This window comes from Pseudomonas sp. FBCC-B1667, assembly GCF_059133255.1.
This window is the reverse complement of sequence record NZ_CP101437.1, coordinates 6,135,575-6,155,000: the sequence shown is the minus strand read 5'-3', so window position 1 is coordinate 6,155,000 and position 19,426 is coordinate 6,135,575. Positions and strand designations below refer to the sequence as shown.

The following is a 19,426-nucleotide window of genomic DNA, read 5'->3' as shown; positions in this document are numbered from 1 at the left end:
CGAATTTTCGGCGAATGTCGTCTTCACAGTATAACCAGATTGCTTGGGGTTATATGGTCAAGTGAAGAAGCGCATACGGTGGATGCCTTGGCAGTCAGAGGCGATGAAAGACGTGGTAGCCTGCGAAAAGCTTCGGGGAGTCGGCAAACAGACTTTGATCCGGAGATGTCTGAATGGGGGAACCCAGCCATCATAAGATGGTTATCTTAAGCTGAATACATAGGCTTAAGAAGCGAACCAGGGGAACTGAAACATCTAAGTACCCTGAGGAAAAGAAATCAACCGAGATTCCCTTAGTAGTGGCGAGCGAACGGGGACTAGCCCTTAAGTGGCTTTGAGATTAGCGGAACGCTCTGGAAAGTGCGGCCATAGTGGGTGATAGCCCTGTACGCGAAAATCTCTTGGTCATGAAATCGAGTAGGACGGAGCACGAGAAACTTTGTCTGAATATGGGGGGACCATCCTCCAAGGCTAAATACTACTGACTGACCGATAGTGAACTAGTACCGTGAGGGAAAGGCGAAAAGAACCCCGGAGAGGGGAGTGAAATAGATCCTGAAACCGTATGCGTACAAGCAGTGGGAGCCCACTTTGTTGGGTGACTGCGTACCTTTTGTATAATGGGTCAGCGACTTATTTTCAGTGGCGAGCTTAACCGAATAGGGGAGGCGTAGCGAAAGCGAGTCTTAATAGGGCGTCTAGTCGCTGGGAATAGACCCGAAACCGGGCGATCTATCCATGGGCAGGTTGAAGGTTGGGTAACACTAACTGGAGGACCGAACCGACTACCGTTGAAAAGTTAGCGGATGACCTGTGGATCGGAGTGAAAGGCTAATCAAGCTCGGAGATAGCTGGTTCTCCTCGAAAGCTATTTAGGTAGCGCCTCATGTATCACTGTAGGGGGTAGAGCACTGTTTCGGCTAGGGGGTCATCCCGACTTACCAAACCGATGCAAACTCCGAATACCTACAAGTGCCGAGCATGGGAGACACACGGCGGGTGCTAACGTCCGTCGTGAAAAGGGAAACAACCCAGACCGTCAGCTAAGGTCCCAAAGTTATGGTTAAGTGGGAAACGATGTGGGAAGGCTTAGACAGCTAGGAGGTTGGCTTAGAAGCAGCCACCCTTTAAAGAAAGCGTAATAGCTCACTAGTCGAGTCGGCCTGCGCGGAAGATGTAACGGGGCTCAAACCATACACCGAAGCTACGGGTATCACTTAGGTGATGCGGTAGAGGAGCGTTCTGTAAGCCTGTGAAGGTGAGTTGAGAAGCTTGCTGGAGGTATCAGAAGTGCGAATGCTGACATGAGTAACGACAATGGGTGTGAAAAACACCCACGCCGAAAGACCAAGGTTTCCTGCGCAACGTTAATCGACGCAGGGTTAGTCGGTCCCTAAGGCGAGGCTGAAAAGCGTAGTCGATGGAAAACAGGTTAATATTCCTGTACTTCTGGTTATTGCGATGGAGGGACGGAGAAGGCTAGGCCAGCTTGGCGTTGGTTGTCCAAGTTTAAGGTGGTAGGCTGGAATCTTAGGTAAATCCGGGATTCTAAGGCCGAGAGCTGATGACGAGTGTTCTTTTAGAACACGAAGTGGTTGATGCCATGCTTCCAAGAAAAGCTTCTAAGCTTCAGGTAACCAGGAACCGTACCCCAAACCGACACAGGTGGTTGGGTAGAGAATACCAAGGCGCTTGAGAGAACTCGGGTGAAGGAACTAGGCAAAATGGCACCGTAACTTCGGGAGAAGGTGCGCCGGTGAGGGTGAAGCATTTACTGCGTAAGCCCATGCCGGTCGAAGATACCAGGCCGCTGCGACTGTTTATTAAAAACACAGCACTCTGCAAACACGAAAGTGGACGTATAGGGTGTGACGCCTGCCCGGTGCCGGAAGGTTAATTGATGGGGTTAGCTAACGCGAAGCTCTTGATCGAAGCCCCGGTAAACGGCGGCCGTAACTATAACGGTCCTAAGGTAGCGAAATTCCTTGTCGGGTAAGTTCCGACCTGCACGAATGGCGTAACGATGGCGGCGCTGTCTCCACCCGAGACTCAGTGAAATTGAAATCGCTGTGAAGATGCAGTGTATCCGCGGCTAGACGGAAAGACCCCGTGAACCTTTACTATAGCTTTGCACTGGACTTTGAATTTGCTTGTGTAGGATAGGTGGGAGGCTTTGAAGCGTGGACGCCAGTTCGCGTGGAGCCAACCTTGAAATACCACCCTGGCAACTTTGAGGTTCTAACTCAGGTCCGTTATCCGGATCGAGGACAGTGTATGGTGGGTAGTTTGACTGGGGCGGTCTCCTCCTAAAGAGTAACGGAGGAGTACGAAGGTGCGCTCAGACCGGTCGGAAATCGGTCGTAGAGTATAAAGGCAAAAGCGCGCTTGACTGCGAGACAGACACGTCGAGCAGGTACGAAAGTAGGTCTTAGTGATCCGGTGGTTCTGTATGGAAGGGCCATCGCTCAACGGATAAAAGGTACTCCGGGGATAACAGGCTGATACCGCCCAAGAGTTCATATCGACGGCGGTGTTTGGCACCTCGATGTCGGCTCATCACATCCTGGGGCTGAAGCCGGTCCCAAGGGTATGGCTGTTCGCCATTTAAAGTGGTACGCGAGCTGGGTTTAGAACGTCGTGAGACAGTTCGGTCCCTATCTGCCGTGGACGTTTGAGATTTGAGAGGGGCTGCTCCTAGTACGAGAGGACCGGAGTGGACGAACCTCTGGTGTTCCGGTTGTCACGCCAGTGGCATTGCCGGGTAGCTATGTTCGGAATAGATAACCGCTGAAAGCATCTAAGCGGGAAACTAGCCTCAAGATGAGATCTCACTGGGACCTTGAGTCCCCTGAAGGGCCGTCGAAGACTACGACGTTGATAGGTTGGGTGTGTAAGCGCTGTGAGGCGTTGAGCTAACCAATACTAATTGCCCGTGAGGCTTGACCATATAACACCCAAGCAATTTGACTACTCGAAAGAGCATCAGATTGCGGTGTGTGAAGACGAAATGAACCGAAAGTTCGACGCTCACAAAACACCGAAAGCTGTCACATACCCAATTTGCTGAAGCGCGGCCAACTGGCCACGACTCAGTACCCGAATTTCTTGACGACCATAGAGCATTGGAACCACCTGATCCCATCCCGAACTCAGCAGTGAAACGATGCATCGCCGATGGTAGTGTGGGGTTTCCCCATGTGAGAGTAGGTCATCGTCAAGATTAAATTCCGAAACCCCTATCTGCGTATGCAGGTAGGGGTTTTGTTTTGCCTGCAGGAAATCCGTCTTGTCGGTTTTCTATGCAACGGCTCGGGGCATGGCTATCATGCGGGCCTCATTGTGAGGCGAAACTTGCATGCTGACGTTGTTAAAGCTACTTAAAGATGGTCGGTTCCATTCGGGCCAAGCCCTGGGCGTTGCCCTGGGAGTCAGTCGTAGTGCGGTGTGGAAGCAGCTGCAGCATCTAGAAGCTGAGCTTGGCTTGTCAATTCATAAGGTGCGCGGCCGCGGATATCAGCTGGCTGCACCGTTGACGCTACTTGATCCTGTGGCCATAACGCGCGACGCGTCTGCTTGTGGCTGGCCAATTCTGCTCTTCGATTCAATAGACTCCACCAACGCTGAGGCTTTGCGCGCTATCGAGCGTGGTCAGGCTGCGCCATTTTTGGTTCTTGCCGAGCGCCAGACCGCAGGTCGTGGGCGGCGGGGGCGCAGGTGGATCAGTCCTTTCGCAGAAAATGTCTATTACAGCCTGGTATTGCGCATTGAAGGCGGAATGCGGCAGCTGGAAGGGTTGAGCCTTGTTGTTGGTCTTGCGGTCATGCAAGCGTTGCGAGCGCTCGGTATTCCAGGGGTGGGGTTAAAATGGCCCAATGATGTTTTGGTGGGGCAAAAAAAAATCGCCGGGATACTGCTTGAATTGGTGGGTGATCCGGCGGATGTATGTCACGTGGTGTTGGGTGTTGGAATTAACGTCAATATGCAGATCACTGAAGAGGTTGATCAATTATGGACGTCAATGCGTCTGGAGTCGGGCAGGGCGTTTGATCGCAATCACCTGGTTTCGGAGTTGGGCTCGATGCTCCAGGAATATCTGGCTCGCCACCAGCATGACGGATTTTCCTCTATCCAGTCGGAGTGGGAGCAAAACCATCTGTGGCAGGGGCGGGCTGTGTCTTTGATCGCCGGCGTAACTCGAATAGATGGTGAGGTATTGGGAATCGACAGTCAGGGGGCTTTGCGCTTGAAAGTAGATGGCGTTGAAAAAGTCTTTAGTGGCGGTGAGCTCAGCTTGAGGTTGCGCGATGATTCTTGAGCTTGACTGTGGAAACAGTTTTATAAAATGGCGTGTGCTCTGTGCAGATGTCAGGCAGGTATTCAGTGAGGGCGTGGTTGATTCGGATGATGCTTTGCTGGAGAGCTTGGGTATGCTGGAAGGGCTCGCACTTGAGCATTGTCGGTTGGTCAGTGTTAGAACGGCCGAAGAAACCGCCGCTTTAGCTTCTATATTGACGCAAGCTTTCGCGGTGTCCGTCGTATGTGCGGCACCAGCCCGCGAAATGGCCGGGGTGCGCAATGGATATGACGAGTTTGAGCGGCTGGGTCTCGATCGCTGGCTCGCGATGCTCGGAGGGTTTCATTTGGCCTCCGGTGCGTGCCTGGTGCTTGATTTCGGTACCGCGGTGACGGCCGACTTCATTGCTCCGGACGGAGAGCATCTTGGTGGCTTTATTTGCCCAGGGATGCCCCTGATGCGCAACCAGTTGCGAACCCATACCCGCAGAATCCGATACGGCGACCTGGATGCCGAGCGAGCGCTTGAAAGTCTTGTGCCTGGCCGTACAACCGTCGAAGCGGTGGAGCGAGGGTGCTCTCTCATGCTGAGGGGGTTTGTCCTGACTCAGCTTGAGTTGGCGCGTAGTTATTGGGGGGAGAGCTTCACTGTGTTTCTCACTGGGGGGGATGCAACATTGGTCTGCGAAGTTGTGCCCGAGGCCAGGCTGGTTCCCGACCTGATTTTTGTAGGTTTAGCGATGGCATGCCCATTGTCCTGAGGTTTTTATGCGTTGGTTGTTTCTGTTGCTGCTGGTTCTCAACGTCTTCTACTACATTTGGCATCAGCAAGAGGCTCCGCTGCGGGCGAAAGATGTAACGCCTTTGAGTTTGTATCAGGGATCGCAACAGGACATCCGCTTGATAAGCGAGGCGGCGGACCTTGCTCGTGACAAAGGAAAATCCACAGTGGCAGGCAATAACTGCCTGTATCTGGGCGGGGTTGTTCGCCAGGAGACAGCATTGGCGGTTGGGCGTCGACTTGGTGAGCTAGGCGTCAGGTATCAGTCTTTGTCAAAAGACACGATTGAATCATCCGGTTTTTGGGTGCGCGTAGCTCCAGAAAGCCAGCGTTTGCTTGATGATTTGCAGCTGTTAAACCTTTCTAAAGAATTCAATGAGTTAAAACATAAAATAATGCCGTGTGAAGGGGTTGCACCGGCTGAATAGTTTGCATAGAATGGCGCCCGCTTCGCAGTGAAGACCTTTAGCGGTCAGCAATGCGGAAGTGGTGTCAATGCAGCTAACCTCAGGTTTTTAATGAGAAAAATGCTTGACAGAAGGCTGGCATGATATAGAATGCCGGCTCGCTTAGGAGGGGTTCCCGAGCGGCCAAAGGGATCAGACTGTAAATCTGACGTCTACGACTTCGAAGGTTCGAATCCTTCCCCCTCCACCAATTTTAGCGAGAGCTGCAAGCTCCGCGGGTATAGTTTAGTGGTAGAACCTCAGCCTTCCAAGCTGATGATGCGGGTTCGATTCCCGCTACCCGCTCCAAGTTTGCAGATCCTGCAAAGTGTTACGCTCTTGTAGCTCAGTTGGTAGAGCACACCCTTGGTAAGGGTGAGGTCAGCGGTTCAAATCCGCTCAAGAGCTCCATATAACAAGGCAGATATGAAAATATCTGCCTTTGTTTTAATGGTTGGTATTGCTTGCTCAATTTTTTTGTTGGGGGTTGTTTCGATGGCTAAGGAAAAGTTCGATCGTTCGCTGCCGCACGTTAACGTTGGTACTATCGGTCATGTTGACCATGGTAAGACTACGCTGACTGCTGCTCTGACTCGTGTTTGCTCCGAGGTTTTCGGTTCGGCCATCGTTGATTTCGATAAAATCGACAGCGCGCCAGAAGAAAAAGCTCGTGGTATCACCATCAATACCGCACACGTCGAGTACAACTCGAAGATCCGTCACTACGCTCACGTTGACTGCCCAGGTCACGCTGACTATGTGAAGAACATGATCACCGGTGCTGCGCAGATGGACGGCGCTATCCTGGTTTGCTCGGCCGCTGATGGTCCGATGCCACAAACCCGTGAGCACATCCTGCTGTCCCGTCAGGTAGGCGTTCCGTACATCGTGGTTTTCCTGAACAAGGCTGACCTGGTAGACGACGCTGAGCTGCTGGAACTGGTTGAGATGGAAGTGCGCGATCTGCTGAGCACTTACGACTTCCCAGGCGACGACACTCCGATCATCATCGGTTCGGCGCGTATGGCTCTGGAAGGCAAAGACGACAACGAAATGGGCACCACTGCCGTTCGTAAACTGGTTGAGACTCTGGACAGCTACATCCCAGAACCAGTTCGTCTGACCGACAAGCCGTTCCTGATGCCAATCGAAGACGTATTCTCGATTTCTGGTCGCGGTACTGTTGTGACTGGTCGTATCGAGCGCGGTATCGTTCGTGTTCAGGATCCACTGGAAATCGTTGGTCTGCGTGACACTACCGTCACCACCTGCACCGGTGTTGAAATGTTCCGCAAGCTGCTCGACGAAGGTCGTGCTGGCGAGAACTGCGGCGTGCTGCTGCGTGGCACAAAGCGTGACGACGTTGAGCGTGGCCAGGTTCTGGTTAAGCCGGGTTCGGTTAAGCCGCACACCAAGTTCACCGCAGAAGTTTACGTTCTGAGCAAGGAAGAAGGCGGCCGTCATACTCCGTTCTTCAAAGGCTACCGTCCACAGTTCTACTTCCGTACTACTGACGTGACCGGTAACTGCGAATTGCCAGAAGGCGTTGAAATGGTAATGCCAGGCGATAACATTCAGATGACTGTTACCCTGATCAAAACCATCGCGATGGAAGATGGTCTGCGTTTCGCTATCCGTGAAGGCGGTCGTACCGTCGGCGCTGGTGTCGTGGCCAAAATCATCGAGTAAATTGTTGTAATGTCTTTTTCGGGCCGGCATAATGGTCGGCCTGATTTTGTTTTAGGTCAGTAGCTCAATTGGCAGAGCGACGGTCTCCAAAACCGTAGGTTGGGGGTTCGATTCCCTCCTGACCTGCCAGATTCACTTGGTGTGTCTGGCTTTCTTTTCACAGGATCTTCATAGATGACTCCTAAAGCTGAAGCTCAAGGCTCTCGCTTCGATCTACTCAAGTGGCTAGTAGTAGTCGCTTTGGTGGTTGTTGGCGTTGTTGGCAATCAGTATTACTCTGCTTCGCCGATCCTGTACCGTGTACTTGCACTGCTCGTCATTGCTGCTGTAGCTGCCTTTGTAGGCCTGCAGACAGTCAAGGGCAAGTCTTTCTTTGTACTGGTTAAGGAAGCTCGCACCGAGATTCGTAAAGTCGTATGGCCAACTCGCCAAGAGACCACGCAGACCACGTTGATTGTTGTGGCTGTTGTTCTGGTTATGGCGTTGCTGTTGTGGGGGCTTGATTCCCTCCTCGGCTGGCTTGTTTCCTTGATTGTCGGCTAAGGGTGTCCCGTGGCTAAGCGTTGGTACGTTGTGCATGCTTACTCCGGTTACGAGAAGCATGTCATGCGCTCGTTGGTAGAGCGCGTAAAGCTGGCTGGCATGGAAGATGGCTTCGGCGAAATTCTGGTTCCCACTGAAGAAGTGGTTGAAATGCGTAATGGCCAGAAGCGCAAAAGCGAGCGTAAGTTCTTCCCGGGTTACGTGCTGGTACAGATGGATATGAACGAGGGTACTTGGCACTTGGTCAAGGATACACCTCGGGTGATGGGCTTCATTGGCGGTACTGCCGACAAGCCTGCGCCGATTACAGATAAAGAGGCAGAAGCGATTCTGCGTCGCGTTGCTGATGGTAGCGACAAGCCGAAGCCGAAGACGCTGTTCGAGCCGGGTGAGTCGGTGCGCGTCAATGACGGGCCGTTTGCTGATTTTACTGGCACGGTTGAAGAGGTTAACTACGAGAAGAGCCGGATCCAAGTGGCAGTGCTCATTTTCGGACGCTCTACCCCGGTAGAGCTAGAGTTCAGCCAGGTCGAAAAAGTCTAGCTGAGCAAGCATCCCAACCCCACAGCCCTAGGCTGTGGGGTTTTGTCGTCACTGGGATAAACGCGCAAGTAACCGGGGAGCCTTTCGAGGCGTTTGAACCCGTAATTGGAGTGCCTCATGGCCAAGAAAATTACCGCTTACATCAAGCTGCAAGTGAAGGCCGCTCAGGCTAACCCAAGCCCACCTGTTGGTCCTGCTCTGGGTCAGCACGGCGTGAACATCATGGAATTCTGCAAGGCCTTCAACGCCCGTACTCAGGGTCTTGAGCCAGGTCTGCCGACTCCTGTGATCATCACTGTCTACAGCGACCGTAGCTTCACTTTTGAAACCAAGTCCACCCCTGCTTCGGTTCTGCTGAAGAAGGCTGCTGGTCTGACTAGCGGTTCCGCTCGTCCGAACACCGTTAAGGTTGGCACCGTGACCCGTGCTCAGCTGGAAGAAATCGCGAAAACCAAAAACGCGGATCTGACTGCAGCTGATATGGACGCAGCCGTGCGTACTATCGCCGGTTCTGCTCGTAGCATGGGCCTTAACGTGGAGGGTGTGTAATGGCTAAGTTGACCAAGCGTCAAAAAGCTATCGCCGGCAAAATCGAAGCAGGCAAGTCCTACAATTTTGTAGACGCTGCTGCTTTGCTGGCTGAGCTGTCGACTGTCAAGTTCAGCGAGTCGTTCGACGTTGCTGTTAACCTGGGTGTTGACCCGCGTAAATCTGACCAGGTTGTTCGTAGCGCTACTGTGCTGCCACACGGCACTGGCAAGACCGTTCGCGTTGCTGTGTTCACCCAGGGTCCAGCTGCTGAGGCCGCTCTGGCTGCCGGCGCTGACCGTGTAGGTATGGACGACCTGGCTGCCGAAATGAAAGGCGGCGATCTGAACTATGACGTAGTTATCGCATCCCCGGATGCAATGCGCGTTGTGGGTCAGTTGGGTCAAATCCTCGGTCCACGCGGCCTGATGCCTAACCCTAAAGTCGGCACCGTAACGCCAGACGTAGCTACCGCGGTTAAAAACGCCAAGGCTGGTCAGGTTCGTTATCGTACCGACAAAAACGGCATCATCCACACTTCCGTTGGCAAGATCGGCTTCGACGCCGTCAAGTTGAAGGAAAACGTTGAAGCCCTGATCGCTGATTTGAAGCGCATCAAGCCAGCTTCCTCGAAAGGCATTTACGTCAAGCGCGTTACCCTGAGCACCACTATGGGCCCGGGTCTGGTCATCGACCAAAGCTCGCTCGACGCGTAAGACACAGGTTGGCGCGAGCGATCGCGCCAATTGAAAGATTGGGGTCCCTGCCTGGCGGGGGCTATCCAAGACCGTAGGCGACGCAAGTCTTAAACCTCAAGCCTACGCAGATGGTGCTCCCGGTTCCTTACCGAATCAGACACCAAAACGACATCCGGCTCCGGCCAGATGAAACGGTAACAAGCAGGAGTTAAACCCGTGGCAATTAATCTCGAAGACAAGAAGGCCATCGTCGCTGAAGTCAACGAGGCTGCCAAAGTCGCTCTGTCCGCTGTCGTGGCTGATGCCCGTGGCGTAACAGTAGGCGCGATGACCGGACTCCGTAAAGAGGCTCGTGAAGCTGGCGTTTACGTACGTGTTGTACGTAACACCCTGCTCAAGCGCGCTGTTGCTGACACTGAATACAGTGTCCTCAACGACGTGTTCACCGGCCCGACTCTGATCGCGTTCTCCAAGGATCATCCAGGCGCTGCTGCCCGTTTGTTCAAGGAATTCGCCAAGAGTCAGGATAAGTTCGAGATCAAGGCAGCTGCGTTCGAGGGCAAGTTCCTCGCAGCTAACCAAATCGACGTACTGGCAACACTGCCGACCCGTGACGAAGCAATTTCTCAGCTGATGAGCGTGATTCAAGGCGCTACCAGCAAGTTGGCTCGTATTCTGGCTGCAGTTCGCGAGCAAAAAGAAGCTGCTGCAGCCTAAGGCTGAGCATCTCCTCTCGCGTATTTTTGTTTATTTCGATGGCCGCGTAGGCCGTCCCCCAATTCAGGAAATACAGTAATGTCTATCTCCCAAGAAGATATCCTCAACGCCGTAGCTGAAATGTCGGTTCTGCAGGTTGTTGAGCTGATCAAAGCTTTCGAAGAAAAATTCGGCGTTTCCGCTGCTGCTGCATCGGCTGGTCCAGCTGCTGCTGCCGCTGTTGTTGAAGAGCAAACCGAATTCAACGTCATGCTGCTGGAAGCTGGCGAGAAGAAAGTAAACGTGATCAAGGCAGTACGTGAACTGACCGGTCTGGGCCTGAAAGAAGCCAAGGCTGTAGTTGACGGCGCTCCTGCCATGGTTCTGGAAGCCGTTTCGAAAGATGCCGGTGACAAAGCCAAAGCTACTCTGGAAGAAGCAGGCGCTAAAGTCGAGCTGAAATAAGCATCGACTTTGCTCCTCCAGCCCAAGCGTAAAGCGAAAGGCTGATGGCTGGTGGCTCTTGCCACCGGCCTTTTTCCGTTATTGGCAGCCGACTGGGTCGGTGCTGATAACGAGCTGTAACCACCCGATGTGGTGGCGCAAACCATGGGGTTTGCACGATTTTCTGGCTGCTCCCGTCGGGAGGGGCCAAACAAGCAGGTGACCAAGCTGGGGAACGCTGATGGCTTACTCATATACTGAGAAAAAACGTATCCGCAAGGACTTTAGCAAGTTGCCGGACGTCATGGATGTGCCGTACCTCCTGGCCATCCAGCTGGATTCGTATCGTGAATTCTTGCAAGCGGGAGCGACTAAAGATCAGTTCCGCGACGTGGGCCTGCATGCGGCCTTCAAATCCGTTTTCCCGATCATCAGCTACTCCGGCAATGCTGCGCTGGAGTACGTCGGTTATCGCCTGGGCGAACCGGCATTTGATGTCAAAGAATGCGTATTGCGCGGTGTAACTTACGCCGTACCTTTGCGGGTGAAAGTGCGCCTGATCATTTTCGACAAAGAATCGTCGAACAAAGCGATCAAGGACATTAAAGAGCAAGAAGTCTACATGGGTGAAATCCCCCTGATGACTGAGAACGGTACCTTCGTAATCAACGGTACCGAGCGTGTAATCGTTTCCCAGCTGCACCGTTCTCCGGGCGTGTTCTTCGACCACGACCGTGGCAAGACGCACAGCTCCGGCAAACTGCTGTACTCCGCGCGCATCATTCCTTACCGCGGTTCGTGGCTGGACTTCGAGTTCGACCCGAAAGACTGCGTATTCGTGCGTATCGACCGTCGTCGCAAGCTGCCTGCATCGGTACTGCTGCGCGCGCTCGGCTATACCACTGAAGAAGTGCTCGACGCGTTCTACACCACCAACGTTTTCCACCTGAGCGGCGAAACCCTCAGTCTGGAACTGATTGCTTCGCGTCTGCGTGGTGAAATCGCTGTACTTGATATTCAGGACGAGAAGGGCAAGGTCATCGTTGAGGCTGGTCGCCGTATTACTGCGCGCCACATCAACCAGATCGAAAAAGCCGGTCTCAAGACCCTGGAAGTGCCTCTGGACTACGTTCTGGGTCGCACTACCGCCAAGGCCATCGTGCATCCGGCAACCGGCGAAATCCTGGCAGAGTGCAACACCGAGCTGAACACCGAGATCCTGGCCAAAATCGCCAAGGCTCAGGTTGTTCGCATTGAAACTCTGTACACCAACGATATCGACTGCGGTCCGTTCGTCTCTGACACACTGAAGATCGACTCCACCAGCAACCAATTGGAAGCGCTGGTCGAGATCTATCGCATGATGCGTCCAGGCGAGCCGCCAACCAAAGACGCTGCCGAGACCCTGTTCAACAACCTGTTCTTCAGCCCTGAGCGCTATGATCTGTCCGCGGTCGGTCGGATGAAGTTCAACCGTCGTATCGGTCGTACCGAGATCGAAGGTTCGGGTGTGTTGTGCAAAGAAGACATCGTCGCGGTACTGAAGACTCTGGTCGACATCCGTAACGGCAAAGGCATCGTCGATGACATCGACCACCTGGGTAACCGCCGTGTTCGCTGCGTTGGCGAAATGGCTGAGAACCAGTTCCGCGTTGGCCTGGTACGTGTTGAGCGTGCGGTCAAAGAGCGTCTGTCGATGGCTGAAAGCGAAGGCCTGATGCCGCAAGACCTGATCAACGCCAAGCCAGTGGCTGCGGCGGTGAAAGAGTTCTTCGGTTCAAGCCAGCTGTCCCAGTTCATGGACCAGAACAACCCGCTGTCCGAGATCACCCACAAGCGTCGTGTTTCTGCACTCGGCCCTGGCGGTTTGACTCGTGAGCGTGCTGGCTTTGAAGTGCGTGACGTACACCCGACTCACTACGGTCGTGTATGCCCGATTGAAACGCCGGAAGGTCCGAACATCGGTCTGATCAACTCCCTGGCCGCTTATGCGCGTACCAACCAGTACGGCTTCCTTGAGAGCCCGTACCGTGTGGTGAAAGACGCTCTGGTCACCGACGAGATCGTGTTCCTGTCCGCCATCGAAGAAGCAGATCACGTGATCGCTCAGGCTTCGGCCACGATGAACGACAAGAAAGTCCTGATCGACGAGCTGGTAGCTGTTCGTCACTTGAACGAGTTCACCGTCAAGGCGCCGGAAGACGTCACCTTGATGGACGTATCGCCGAAGCAGGTAGTTTCGGTTGCTGCGTCGCTGATCCCGTTCCTCGAGCACGACGACGCCAACCGTGCGTTGATGGGTTCGAACATGCAGCGTCAAGCTGTACCAACCCTGCGCGCTGACAAGCCGCTGGTCGGTACCGGCATGGAGCGTAACGTAGCTCGTGACTCCGGCGTTTGCGTCGTGGCTCGTCGTGGCGGTGTTATCGATTCCGTCGACGCCAGCCGTATCGTGGTTCGTGTTGCTGATGACGAAGTTGAAACCGGCGAAGCTGGTGTCGACATCTACAACCTGACCAAGTACACCCGCTCGAACCAGAATACCTGCATCAACCAGCGTCCGCTGGTGCGTAAAGGTGATCGGGTTCAGCGCAGCGACATCATGGCTGACGGTCCGTCCACCGACATGGGTGAACTGGCTCTGGGTCAGAACATGCGCATCGCGTTCATGGCATGGAACGGCTTCAACTTCGAAGACTCCATCTGCCTGTCCGAGCGTGTGGTTCAGGAAGATCGCTTCACCACGATCCACATTCAGGAACTGACCTGTGTGGCACGTGACACCAAGCTTGGGCCGGAGGAAATCACTGCAGACATCCCGAACGTGGGTGAAGCTGCACTGAACAAACTGGACGAAGCCGGTATCGTTTACGTAGGTGCTGAAGTTGGCGCAGGCGACATTCTGGTCGGTAAGGTCACTCCGAAAGGCGAGACCCAACTGACTCCGGAAGAGAAGCTGTTGCGTGCCATCTTCGGTGAAAAAGCCAGCGACGTTAAAGACACCTCCCTGCGCGTGCCGACCGGCACCAAGGGTACCGTCATCGACGTACAGGTCTTCACCCGTGACGGCGTTGAGCGTGATGCTCGTGCACTGTCGATCGAGAAGACTCAACTCGACGAGATCCGCAAGGATCTGAACGAAGAGTTCCGTATCGTTGAAGGCGCAACTTTCGAACGTCTGCGTTCCGCTCTGGTCGGCCACAAAGCCGAAGGCGGCGCCGGTCTGAAGAAAGGTCAGGACATCACCGACGAAGTTCTCGACGGTCTTGAGCATGGTCAGTGGTTCAAACTGCGCATGGCTGAAGATGCTCTGAACGAGCAGCTCGAGAAGGCTCAGGCCTACATCGTTGATCGCCGCCGTCTGCTGGACGACAAGTTCGAAGACAAGAAGCGCAAACTGCAGCAGGGCGATGACCTGGCTCCAGGCGTGCTGAAAATCGTCAAGGTTTACCTGGCAATCCGTCGCCGCATCCAGCCGGGCGACAAGATGGCCGGTCGTCACGGTAACAAAGGTGTGGTCTCCGTGATCATGCCGGTTGAAGACATGCCGCACGATGCCAATGGCACCCCGGTCGATGTTGTCCTCAACCCGTTGGGCGTACCTTCGCGTATGAACGTTGGTCAGATCCTTGAAACCCACCTCGGTCTCGCGGCCAAAGGTCTGGGCGAGAAGATCAACCGGATGATCGAAGAGCAGCGCAAAGTGGCTGAGCTTCGGACCTTCCTGGACGAGATCTACAACCAGATCGGCGGTCGTAACGAAGATCTGGATAGCTTCTCCGACCAGGAAATCCTGGATCTGGCGAAGAACCTGCGTGGCGGTGTTCCAATGGCCACTCCAGTGTTCGACGGCGCCAAAGAAAGCGAAATCAAGGCCATGCTGAAACTGGCAGACCTGCCAGAAAGCGGCCAGATGCAGCTGACTGACGGCCGTACCGGCAACAAGTTCGAGCGCCCGGTGACTGTTGGCTACATGTACATGCTGAAGCTGAACCACTTGGTAGACGACAAGATGCACGCTCGTTCTACCGGTTCGTACAGCCTGGTTACCCAGCAGCCGCTGGGTGGTAAGGCGCAGTTCGGTGGTCAGCGTTTCGGGGAGATGGAGGTCTGGGCACTGGAAGCTTACGGTGCCGCTTACACTCTGCAAGAAATGCTCACAGTGAAGTCGGACGATGTGAACGGCCGTACCAAGATGTACAAAAACATCGTGGATGGTGATCACCGTATGGAGCCGGGCATGCCCGAGTCTTTCAACGTGTTGATCAAGGAAATTCGTTCCCTCGGCATCGATATCGATCTGGAAACCGAATAACACGTGACGCGAATCGAGAGCGGGGCAGGATTGCCCGCTCTCTGCTCCGTCAGGAGGAAAGGCCTTGAAAGACCTACTGAATTTGCTGAAAAACCAGGGTCAAGTCGAAGAGTTCGACGCTATCCGTATTGGATTGGCATCGCCTGAGATGATCCGTTCGTGGTCGTTCGGTGAAGTTAAAAAGCCGGAAACCATCAACTACCGTACGTTCAAACCTGAACGTGACGGCCTGTTCTGCGCCAAGATCTTTGGCCCGGTAAAGGATTACGAGTGCCTGTGCGGTAAGTACAAGCGCTTGAAGCACCGTGGTGTGATCTGCGAGAAGTGCGGTGTTGAAGTCGCGCTGGCTAAAGTTCGTCGTGAGCGCATGGCGCACATCGAACTGGCCTCGCCAGTTGCCCACATCTGGTTCCTGAAATCGCTGCCGTCGCGTATCGGCTTGCTGATGGACATGACCCTGCGTGATATCGAACGCGTTCTCTACTTCGAGAGCTATGTCGTTATCGACCCAGGCATGACCACCCTTGAAAAAGGTCAGCTGCTCAACGATGAGCAGTACTTCGAAGCGCTGGAAGAGTTCGGTGACGATTTCGATGCCCGCATGGGTGCCGAAGCTGTCCGCGAACTGCTGCACGCTATCGACCTGGAACACGAGATTGGCCGCCTGCGTGAAGAAATTCCGCAAACCAACTCCGAAACCAAAATCAAGAAGCTGTCCAAGCGTCTGAAGTTGATGGAAGCCTTCCAGGGTTCCGGCAACCTTCCAGAATGGATGGTGCTGACCGTTCTGCCGGTTCTGCCGCCAGATCTGCGTCCACTGGTTCCGCTGGATGGCGGTCGCTTCGCAACGTCCGACCTCAACGATCTGTATCGTCGAGTGATCAACCGTAACAACCGCTTGAAGCGCCTGCTTGATCTGTCCGCTCCGGACATCATCGTGCGCAACGAAAAGCGTATGTTGCAGGAAGCCGTCGACGCACTGCTCGACAACGGTCGTCGTGGTCGCGCTATCACCGGTTCCAACAAGCGTCCTCTGAAATCCCTGGCTGACATGATCAAGGGTAAGCAAGGTCGTTTCCGTCAGAACTTGCTCGGTAAGCGTGTTGACTACTCCGGTCGTTCGGTAATTACCGTAGGTCCGACCCTGCGTTTGCACCAGTGCGGTCTGCCGAAGAAAATGGCTCTCGAGCTGTTCAAACCGTTCATTTTCGGCAAGCTGGAAATGCGTGGTCTCGCGACCACCATCAAAGCAGCCAAGAAGATGGTTGAGCGCGAGCTGCCAGAGGTTTGGGACGTTCTCGCTGAAGTGATCCGTGAACACCCGGTTCTCCTCAACCGTGCACCGACCCTTCACCGTCTGGGTATCCAGGCGTTTGAACCGGTACTGATCGAAGGTAAGGCTATCCAGCTGCACCCTCTGGTCTGTGCTGCGTACAACGCCGACTTCGACGGCGACCAAATGGCCGTGCACGTACCGCTGACACTGGAAGCCCAGTTGGAAGCGCGTGCGTTGATGATGTCGACCAACAACATTCTGTCGCCAGCCAACGGTGAGCCAATCATCGTTCCGTCGCAGGACGTTGTATTGGGTCTGTACTACATGACTCGTGAAGCGATCAACGCCAAGGGCGAAGGTCGTGTGTTCGCGGATCTGCAAGAAGTTGACCGGGTGTTCCGTGCTGGCGAAGCCGCACTGCACGCCAAAGTCAAAGTGCGGATCAACGAAACCGTCAACGATCGTGATGGTGGCAGCGTCAAGAACACCCGTATCGTCGACACCACCGTCGGTCGTGCGTTGTTGTTCCAGGTTGTTCCACCTGGCCTGTCCTACGATGTCGTCAACCAGCCGATGAAGAAAAAGGCGATCTCCAAGCTGATCAACCAATGCTACCGCGTGGTTGGTTTGAAAGAGACCGTGATCTTCGCTGACCAGTTGATGTACACCGGTTTTGCTTATTCGACCATCTCCGGCGTTTCCATCGGCGTTAACGACTTCGTTATCCCTGATGAAAAAGCCCGCATCATCGGTGCTGCTACCGACGAAGTGAAAGAGATCGAAAGTCAGTACGCCTCCGGCCTGGTAACCCAGGGCGAGAAGTACAACAAAGTGATCGACCTTTGGTCCAAGGCGAACGACGAAGTTTCCAAGGCGATGATGGCCAACCTCTCGAAAGAGAAAGTCATCGACCGTCATGGCGTTGAAGTCGACCAGGAATCTTTCAACTCGATGTACATGATGGCCGACTCGGGCGCACGGGGTTCTGCTGCGCAGATCCGTCAGCTCGCCGGTATGCGTGGCCTGATGGCCAAGCCGGACGGTTCCATCATCGAAACGCCGATTACTGCGAACTTCCGTGAAGGTTTGAGCGTACTTCAGTACTTCATCTCCACTCACGGTGCTCGTAAAGGTTTGGCGGATACCGCGTTGAAAACTGCGAACTCCGGTTACTTGACTCGTCGTCTGGTAGACGTGGCGCAGGATCTGGTAGTAACCGAGATCGATTGCGGCACCGAGCATGGCTTGGTAATGACTCCGCACATTGAAGGCGGTGACGTTGTTGAGCCGTTGGGTGAGCGAGTATTGGGTCGTGTTATTGCCCGCGACGTGTTCAAGCCAGGTACCGAAGAAATCATCGTTCCTGCCGGCACGCTGGTAGACGAGAAGTGGGTCGAGTTCATCGAGCTGAACAGCATCGACGAAGTGATCGTGCGTTCGCCGATCAGCTGCGAAACCCGCTACGGCATTTGCGCCAAGTGCTACGGCCGTGACCTGGCTCGTGGTCACCAGGTGAACATCGGTGAAGCGGTCGGCGTTATCGCTGCCCAGTCCATCGGTGAGCCGGGTACCCAGCTGACCATGCGTACGTTCCACATCGGTGGTGCGGCAAGCCGGACCTCCGCAGCTGATAGCGTTCAGGTGAAGAATGGCGGTACCGTCCGTCTGCATAACCTGAAGCACGTTGAGCGAGTGGATGGTTGCCTGGTTGCTGTGTCCCGTTCCGGTGAGCTGGCGATCGCTGATGACTTCGGTCGTGAGCGCGAGCGTTACAAGCTGCCGTACGGTGCTGTGATTTCGGTTAAAGAGGGTGACAAGGTCGACGCTGGCGCAATCGTGGCCAAGTGGGATCCGCACACTCACCCAATCGTTACCGAAATGAAAGGTACCGTGACCTACGTGGGCATGGAAGAAGGCATCACGATCAAGCGTCAGACTGACGAATTGACCGGTATGACCAACATTGAAGTACTCGACGCCAAAGACCGTCCAGCTGCCGGTAAAGATATCCGTCCTGCTGTGAAGATGGTTGATGACAACGGCAAGGATCTCTTGCTGCCGGGCACTGACGTAATTGCTCAGTACTTCCTGCCTGCTAACGCCCTGGTCGGTGTAGCGGACGGTGCGAAAATCGCGATCGGTGATGTTATCGCTCGTATTCCGCAAGAGACTTCGAAGACCCGTGACATCACCGGTGGTTTGCCGCGTGTTGCCGACTTGTTCGAAGCCCGTCGTCCGAAAGAAGCCTCGATTCTGGCTGAAGTCAGCGGCACCATCGCGTTCGGTAAAGAGACCAAAGGCAAGCGCCGTCTGGTCATTACCCCGAACGACGGTAGCGATCCGTACGAAGAGCTGATTCCGAAGTGGCGTCACCTGAACGTGTTCGAAGGCGAACAGGTAAACCGCGGCGAAGTTATCTCCGACGGTCCGAGCGATCCGCACGATATCCTGCGTCTGCTGGGTGTGAGTGCGCTGGCCAAGTACATCGTGAACGAGATCCAGGACGTTTACCGTCTGCAAGGCGTGAAGATCAACGACAAGCACATCGAGACCATCCTGCGTCAGATGCTGCGTAAAGTTGAAATCGCTGAATCCGGCGATTCCAGTTTCATCAAGGGCGACCAGATGGAATTGACTCACGTTCTGGTAGAGAACGAGCGTCTGGCTGGCGACGAGAAATTCGTTTCCAAGTTCACTCGCGTGCTGTTGGGTATCACCAAGGCGTCGTTGTCCACCGAATCGTTCATCTCGGCGGCTTCCTTCCAGGAAACCACTCGCGTACTGACCGAAGCGGCGGTAACCGGCAAGCGCGATTACCTGCGCGGCCTGAAAGAAAACGTGGTCGTGGGTCGTCTGATCCCGGCTGGTACCGGTCTGGCTTATCACAGCGAGCGCAAGCGTCGCCGTGATGCTGACAAACCGTTGCGCGTAAGCGCCAGTGAAGTGGAAGCTGCACTGACCGAAGCGCTGAACTCTAGCGGTAACTGAGTTCTGCGATAAATGAGCGTAAGGCCCTGGCTGCTCCGTTCATCGAATCGAGACAATTTGTCGAGGTTGGATGGGTGGGGAGGTCGGGGCCTTGCCTTGACTGGGGGCAAGATCCTCTTTAGACTCTTGTACCCCTAAATTTGGCGGGAATTCGTTCCTGCCATTTTGCTTTTCTTGCAAGACAAT

The 19,426-nt window shown here is 54.5% G+C and carries 12 protein-coding genes, 4 tRNA genes and 2 rRNA genes; all 18 read left to right on the top strand.

Going from position 1 to position 19,426, the window contains the following annotated elements:
• The first annotated feature begins 55 nt into the window (after positions 1–55).
• The 18 genes from NL116_RS28500 to rpoC all read left to right on the top strand — a co-directional run bounded on the left by NL116_RS28500 (position 56) and on the right by rpoC (position 19,240).
• A 23S ribosomal RNA gene (locus NL116_RS28500) occupies positions 56–2,947 on the top strand.
• 157 nt (positions 2,948–3,104) lie between these two features.
• A 5S ribosomal RNA gene (gene rrf / locus NL116_RS28495) occupies positions 3,105–3,220 on the top strand.
• A gap of 135 nt (positions 3,221–3,355) precedes the next feature.
• Positions 3,356–4,315, top strand: a complete 960-nt coding sequence (gene birA / locus NL116_RS28490; RefSeq protein WP_494374975.1) for a bifunctional biotin--[acetyl-CoA-carboxylase] ligase/biotin operon repressor BirA — start codon at positions 3,356–3,358, stop codon at positions 4,313–4,315.
• Positions 4,305–5,054 carry a pantothenate kinase gene (locus NL116_RS28485; protein ID WP_494374974.1) on the top strand — a complete coding sequence of 250 codons (750 nt, stop codon included), beginning with the start codon at positions 4,305–4,307 and terminating at the stop codon, positions 5,052–5,054. The genes birA and NL116_RS28485 overlap by 11 nt, the downstream gene beginning before the upstream one ends.
• A 7-nt stretch (positions 5,055–5,061) precedes the next feature.
• Positions 5,062–5,502 carry a hypothetical protein gene (locus tag NL116_RS28480; protein WP_494374973.1) on the top strand — a complete coding sequence of 147 codons (441 nt, stop codon included), beginning with the start codon at positions 5,062–5,064 and terminating at the stop codon, positions 5,500–5,502.
• A gap of 144 nt (positions 5,503–5,646) precedes the next feature.
• Positions 5,647–5,731: transfer RNA gene (locus NL116_RS28475), tRNA-Tyr, on the top strand.
• A gap of 24 nt (positions 5,732–5,755) precedes the next feature.
• Positions 5,756–5,829, top strand: a tRNA-Gly gene (locus NL116_RS28470).
• Positions 5,830–5,855: 26 nt separating this feature from the next.
• Positions 5,856–5,931 (top strand) — tRNA-Thr (locus NL116_RS28465).
• 84 nt (positions 5,932–6,015) lie between these two features.
• Positions 6,016–7,209 (top strand): elongation factor Tu, encoded by a 1,194-nt coding sequence (gene tuf, locus NL116_RS28460; protein WP_027924378.1) that lies wholly within the window; start codon positions 6,016–6,018, stop codon positions 7,207–7,209.
• Between the two features lie 53 nt (positions 7,210–7,262).
• Positions 7,263–7,338: transfer RNA gene (locus NL116_RS28455), tRNA-Trp, on the top strand.
• A gap of 45 nt (positions 7,339–7,383) precedes the next feature.
• On the top strand, positions 7,384–7,752 hold the full coding sequence (secE, locus tag NL116_RS28450) for a preprotein translocase subunit SecE (RefSeq protein WP_007896620.1): 369 nt from the start codon (positions 7,384–7,386) through the stop codon (positions 7,750–7,752).
• Between the two features lie 9 nt (positions 7,753–7,761).
• Entirely contained in the window at positions 7,762–8,295 is a 534-nt protein-coding gene (gene nusG, locus NL116_RS28445; RefSeq protein ID WP_007896622.1) for a transcription termination/antitermination protein NusG, read from the top strand.
• Between the two features lie 117 nt (positions 8,296–8,412).
• Entirely contained in the window at positions 8,413–8,844 is a 432-nt protein-coding gene (gene rplK, locus NL116_RS28440) for a 50S ribosomal protein L11 (protein ID WP_003176435.1), read from the top strand.
• On the top strand, positions 8,844–9,539 hold the full coding sequence (gene rplA / locus NL116_RS28435) for a 50S ribosomal protein L1 (protein ID WP_008041297.1): 696 nt from the start codon (positions 8,844–8,846) through the stop codon (positions 9,537–9,539). The genes rplK and rplA overlap by 1 nt, the downstream gene beginning before the upstream one ends.
• A 198-nt stretch (positions 9,540–9,737) precedes the next feature.
• The gene (gene rplJ, locus NL116_RS28430; protein WP_007946141.1) at positions 9,738–10,238 is read left to right on the top strand and encodes a 50S ribosomal protein L10; all 501 of its coding nucleotides are present in this window, start codon (positions 9,738–9,740) and stop codon (positions 10,236–10,238) included.
• 78 nt (positions 10,239–10,316) lie between these two features.
• The gene (gene rplL, locus NL116_RS28425; RefSeq protein WP_007946140.1) at positions 10,317–10,682 is read left to right on the top strand and encodes a 50S ribosomal protein L7/L12; all 366 of its coding nucleotides are present in this window, start codon (positions 10,317–10,319) and stop codon (positions 10,680–10,682) included.
• A 220-nt stretch (positions 10,683–10,902) separates the two neighbouring features.
• Positions 10,903–14,976: a DNA-directed RNA polymerase subunit beta gene (gene rpoB, locus NL116_RS28420; protein ID WP_007946139.1), complete on the top strand. Its 4,074-nt coding sequence runs from the start codon at positions 10,903–10,905 to the stop codon at positions 14,974–14,976.
• 64 nt (positions 14,977–15,040) lie between these two features.
• On the top strand, positions 15,041–19,240 hold the full coding sequence (gene rpoC, locus NL116_RS28415) for a DNA-directed RNA polymerase subunit beta' (RefSeq protein ID WP_007896632.1): 4,200 nt from the start codon (positions 15,041–15,043) through the stop codon (positions 19,238–19,240).
• Positions 19,241–19,426 lie beyond the last annotated feature (186 nt).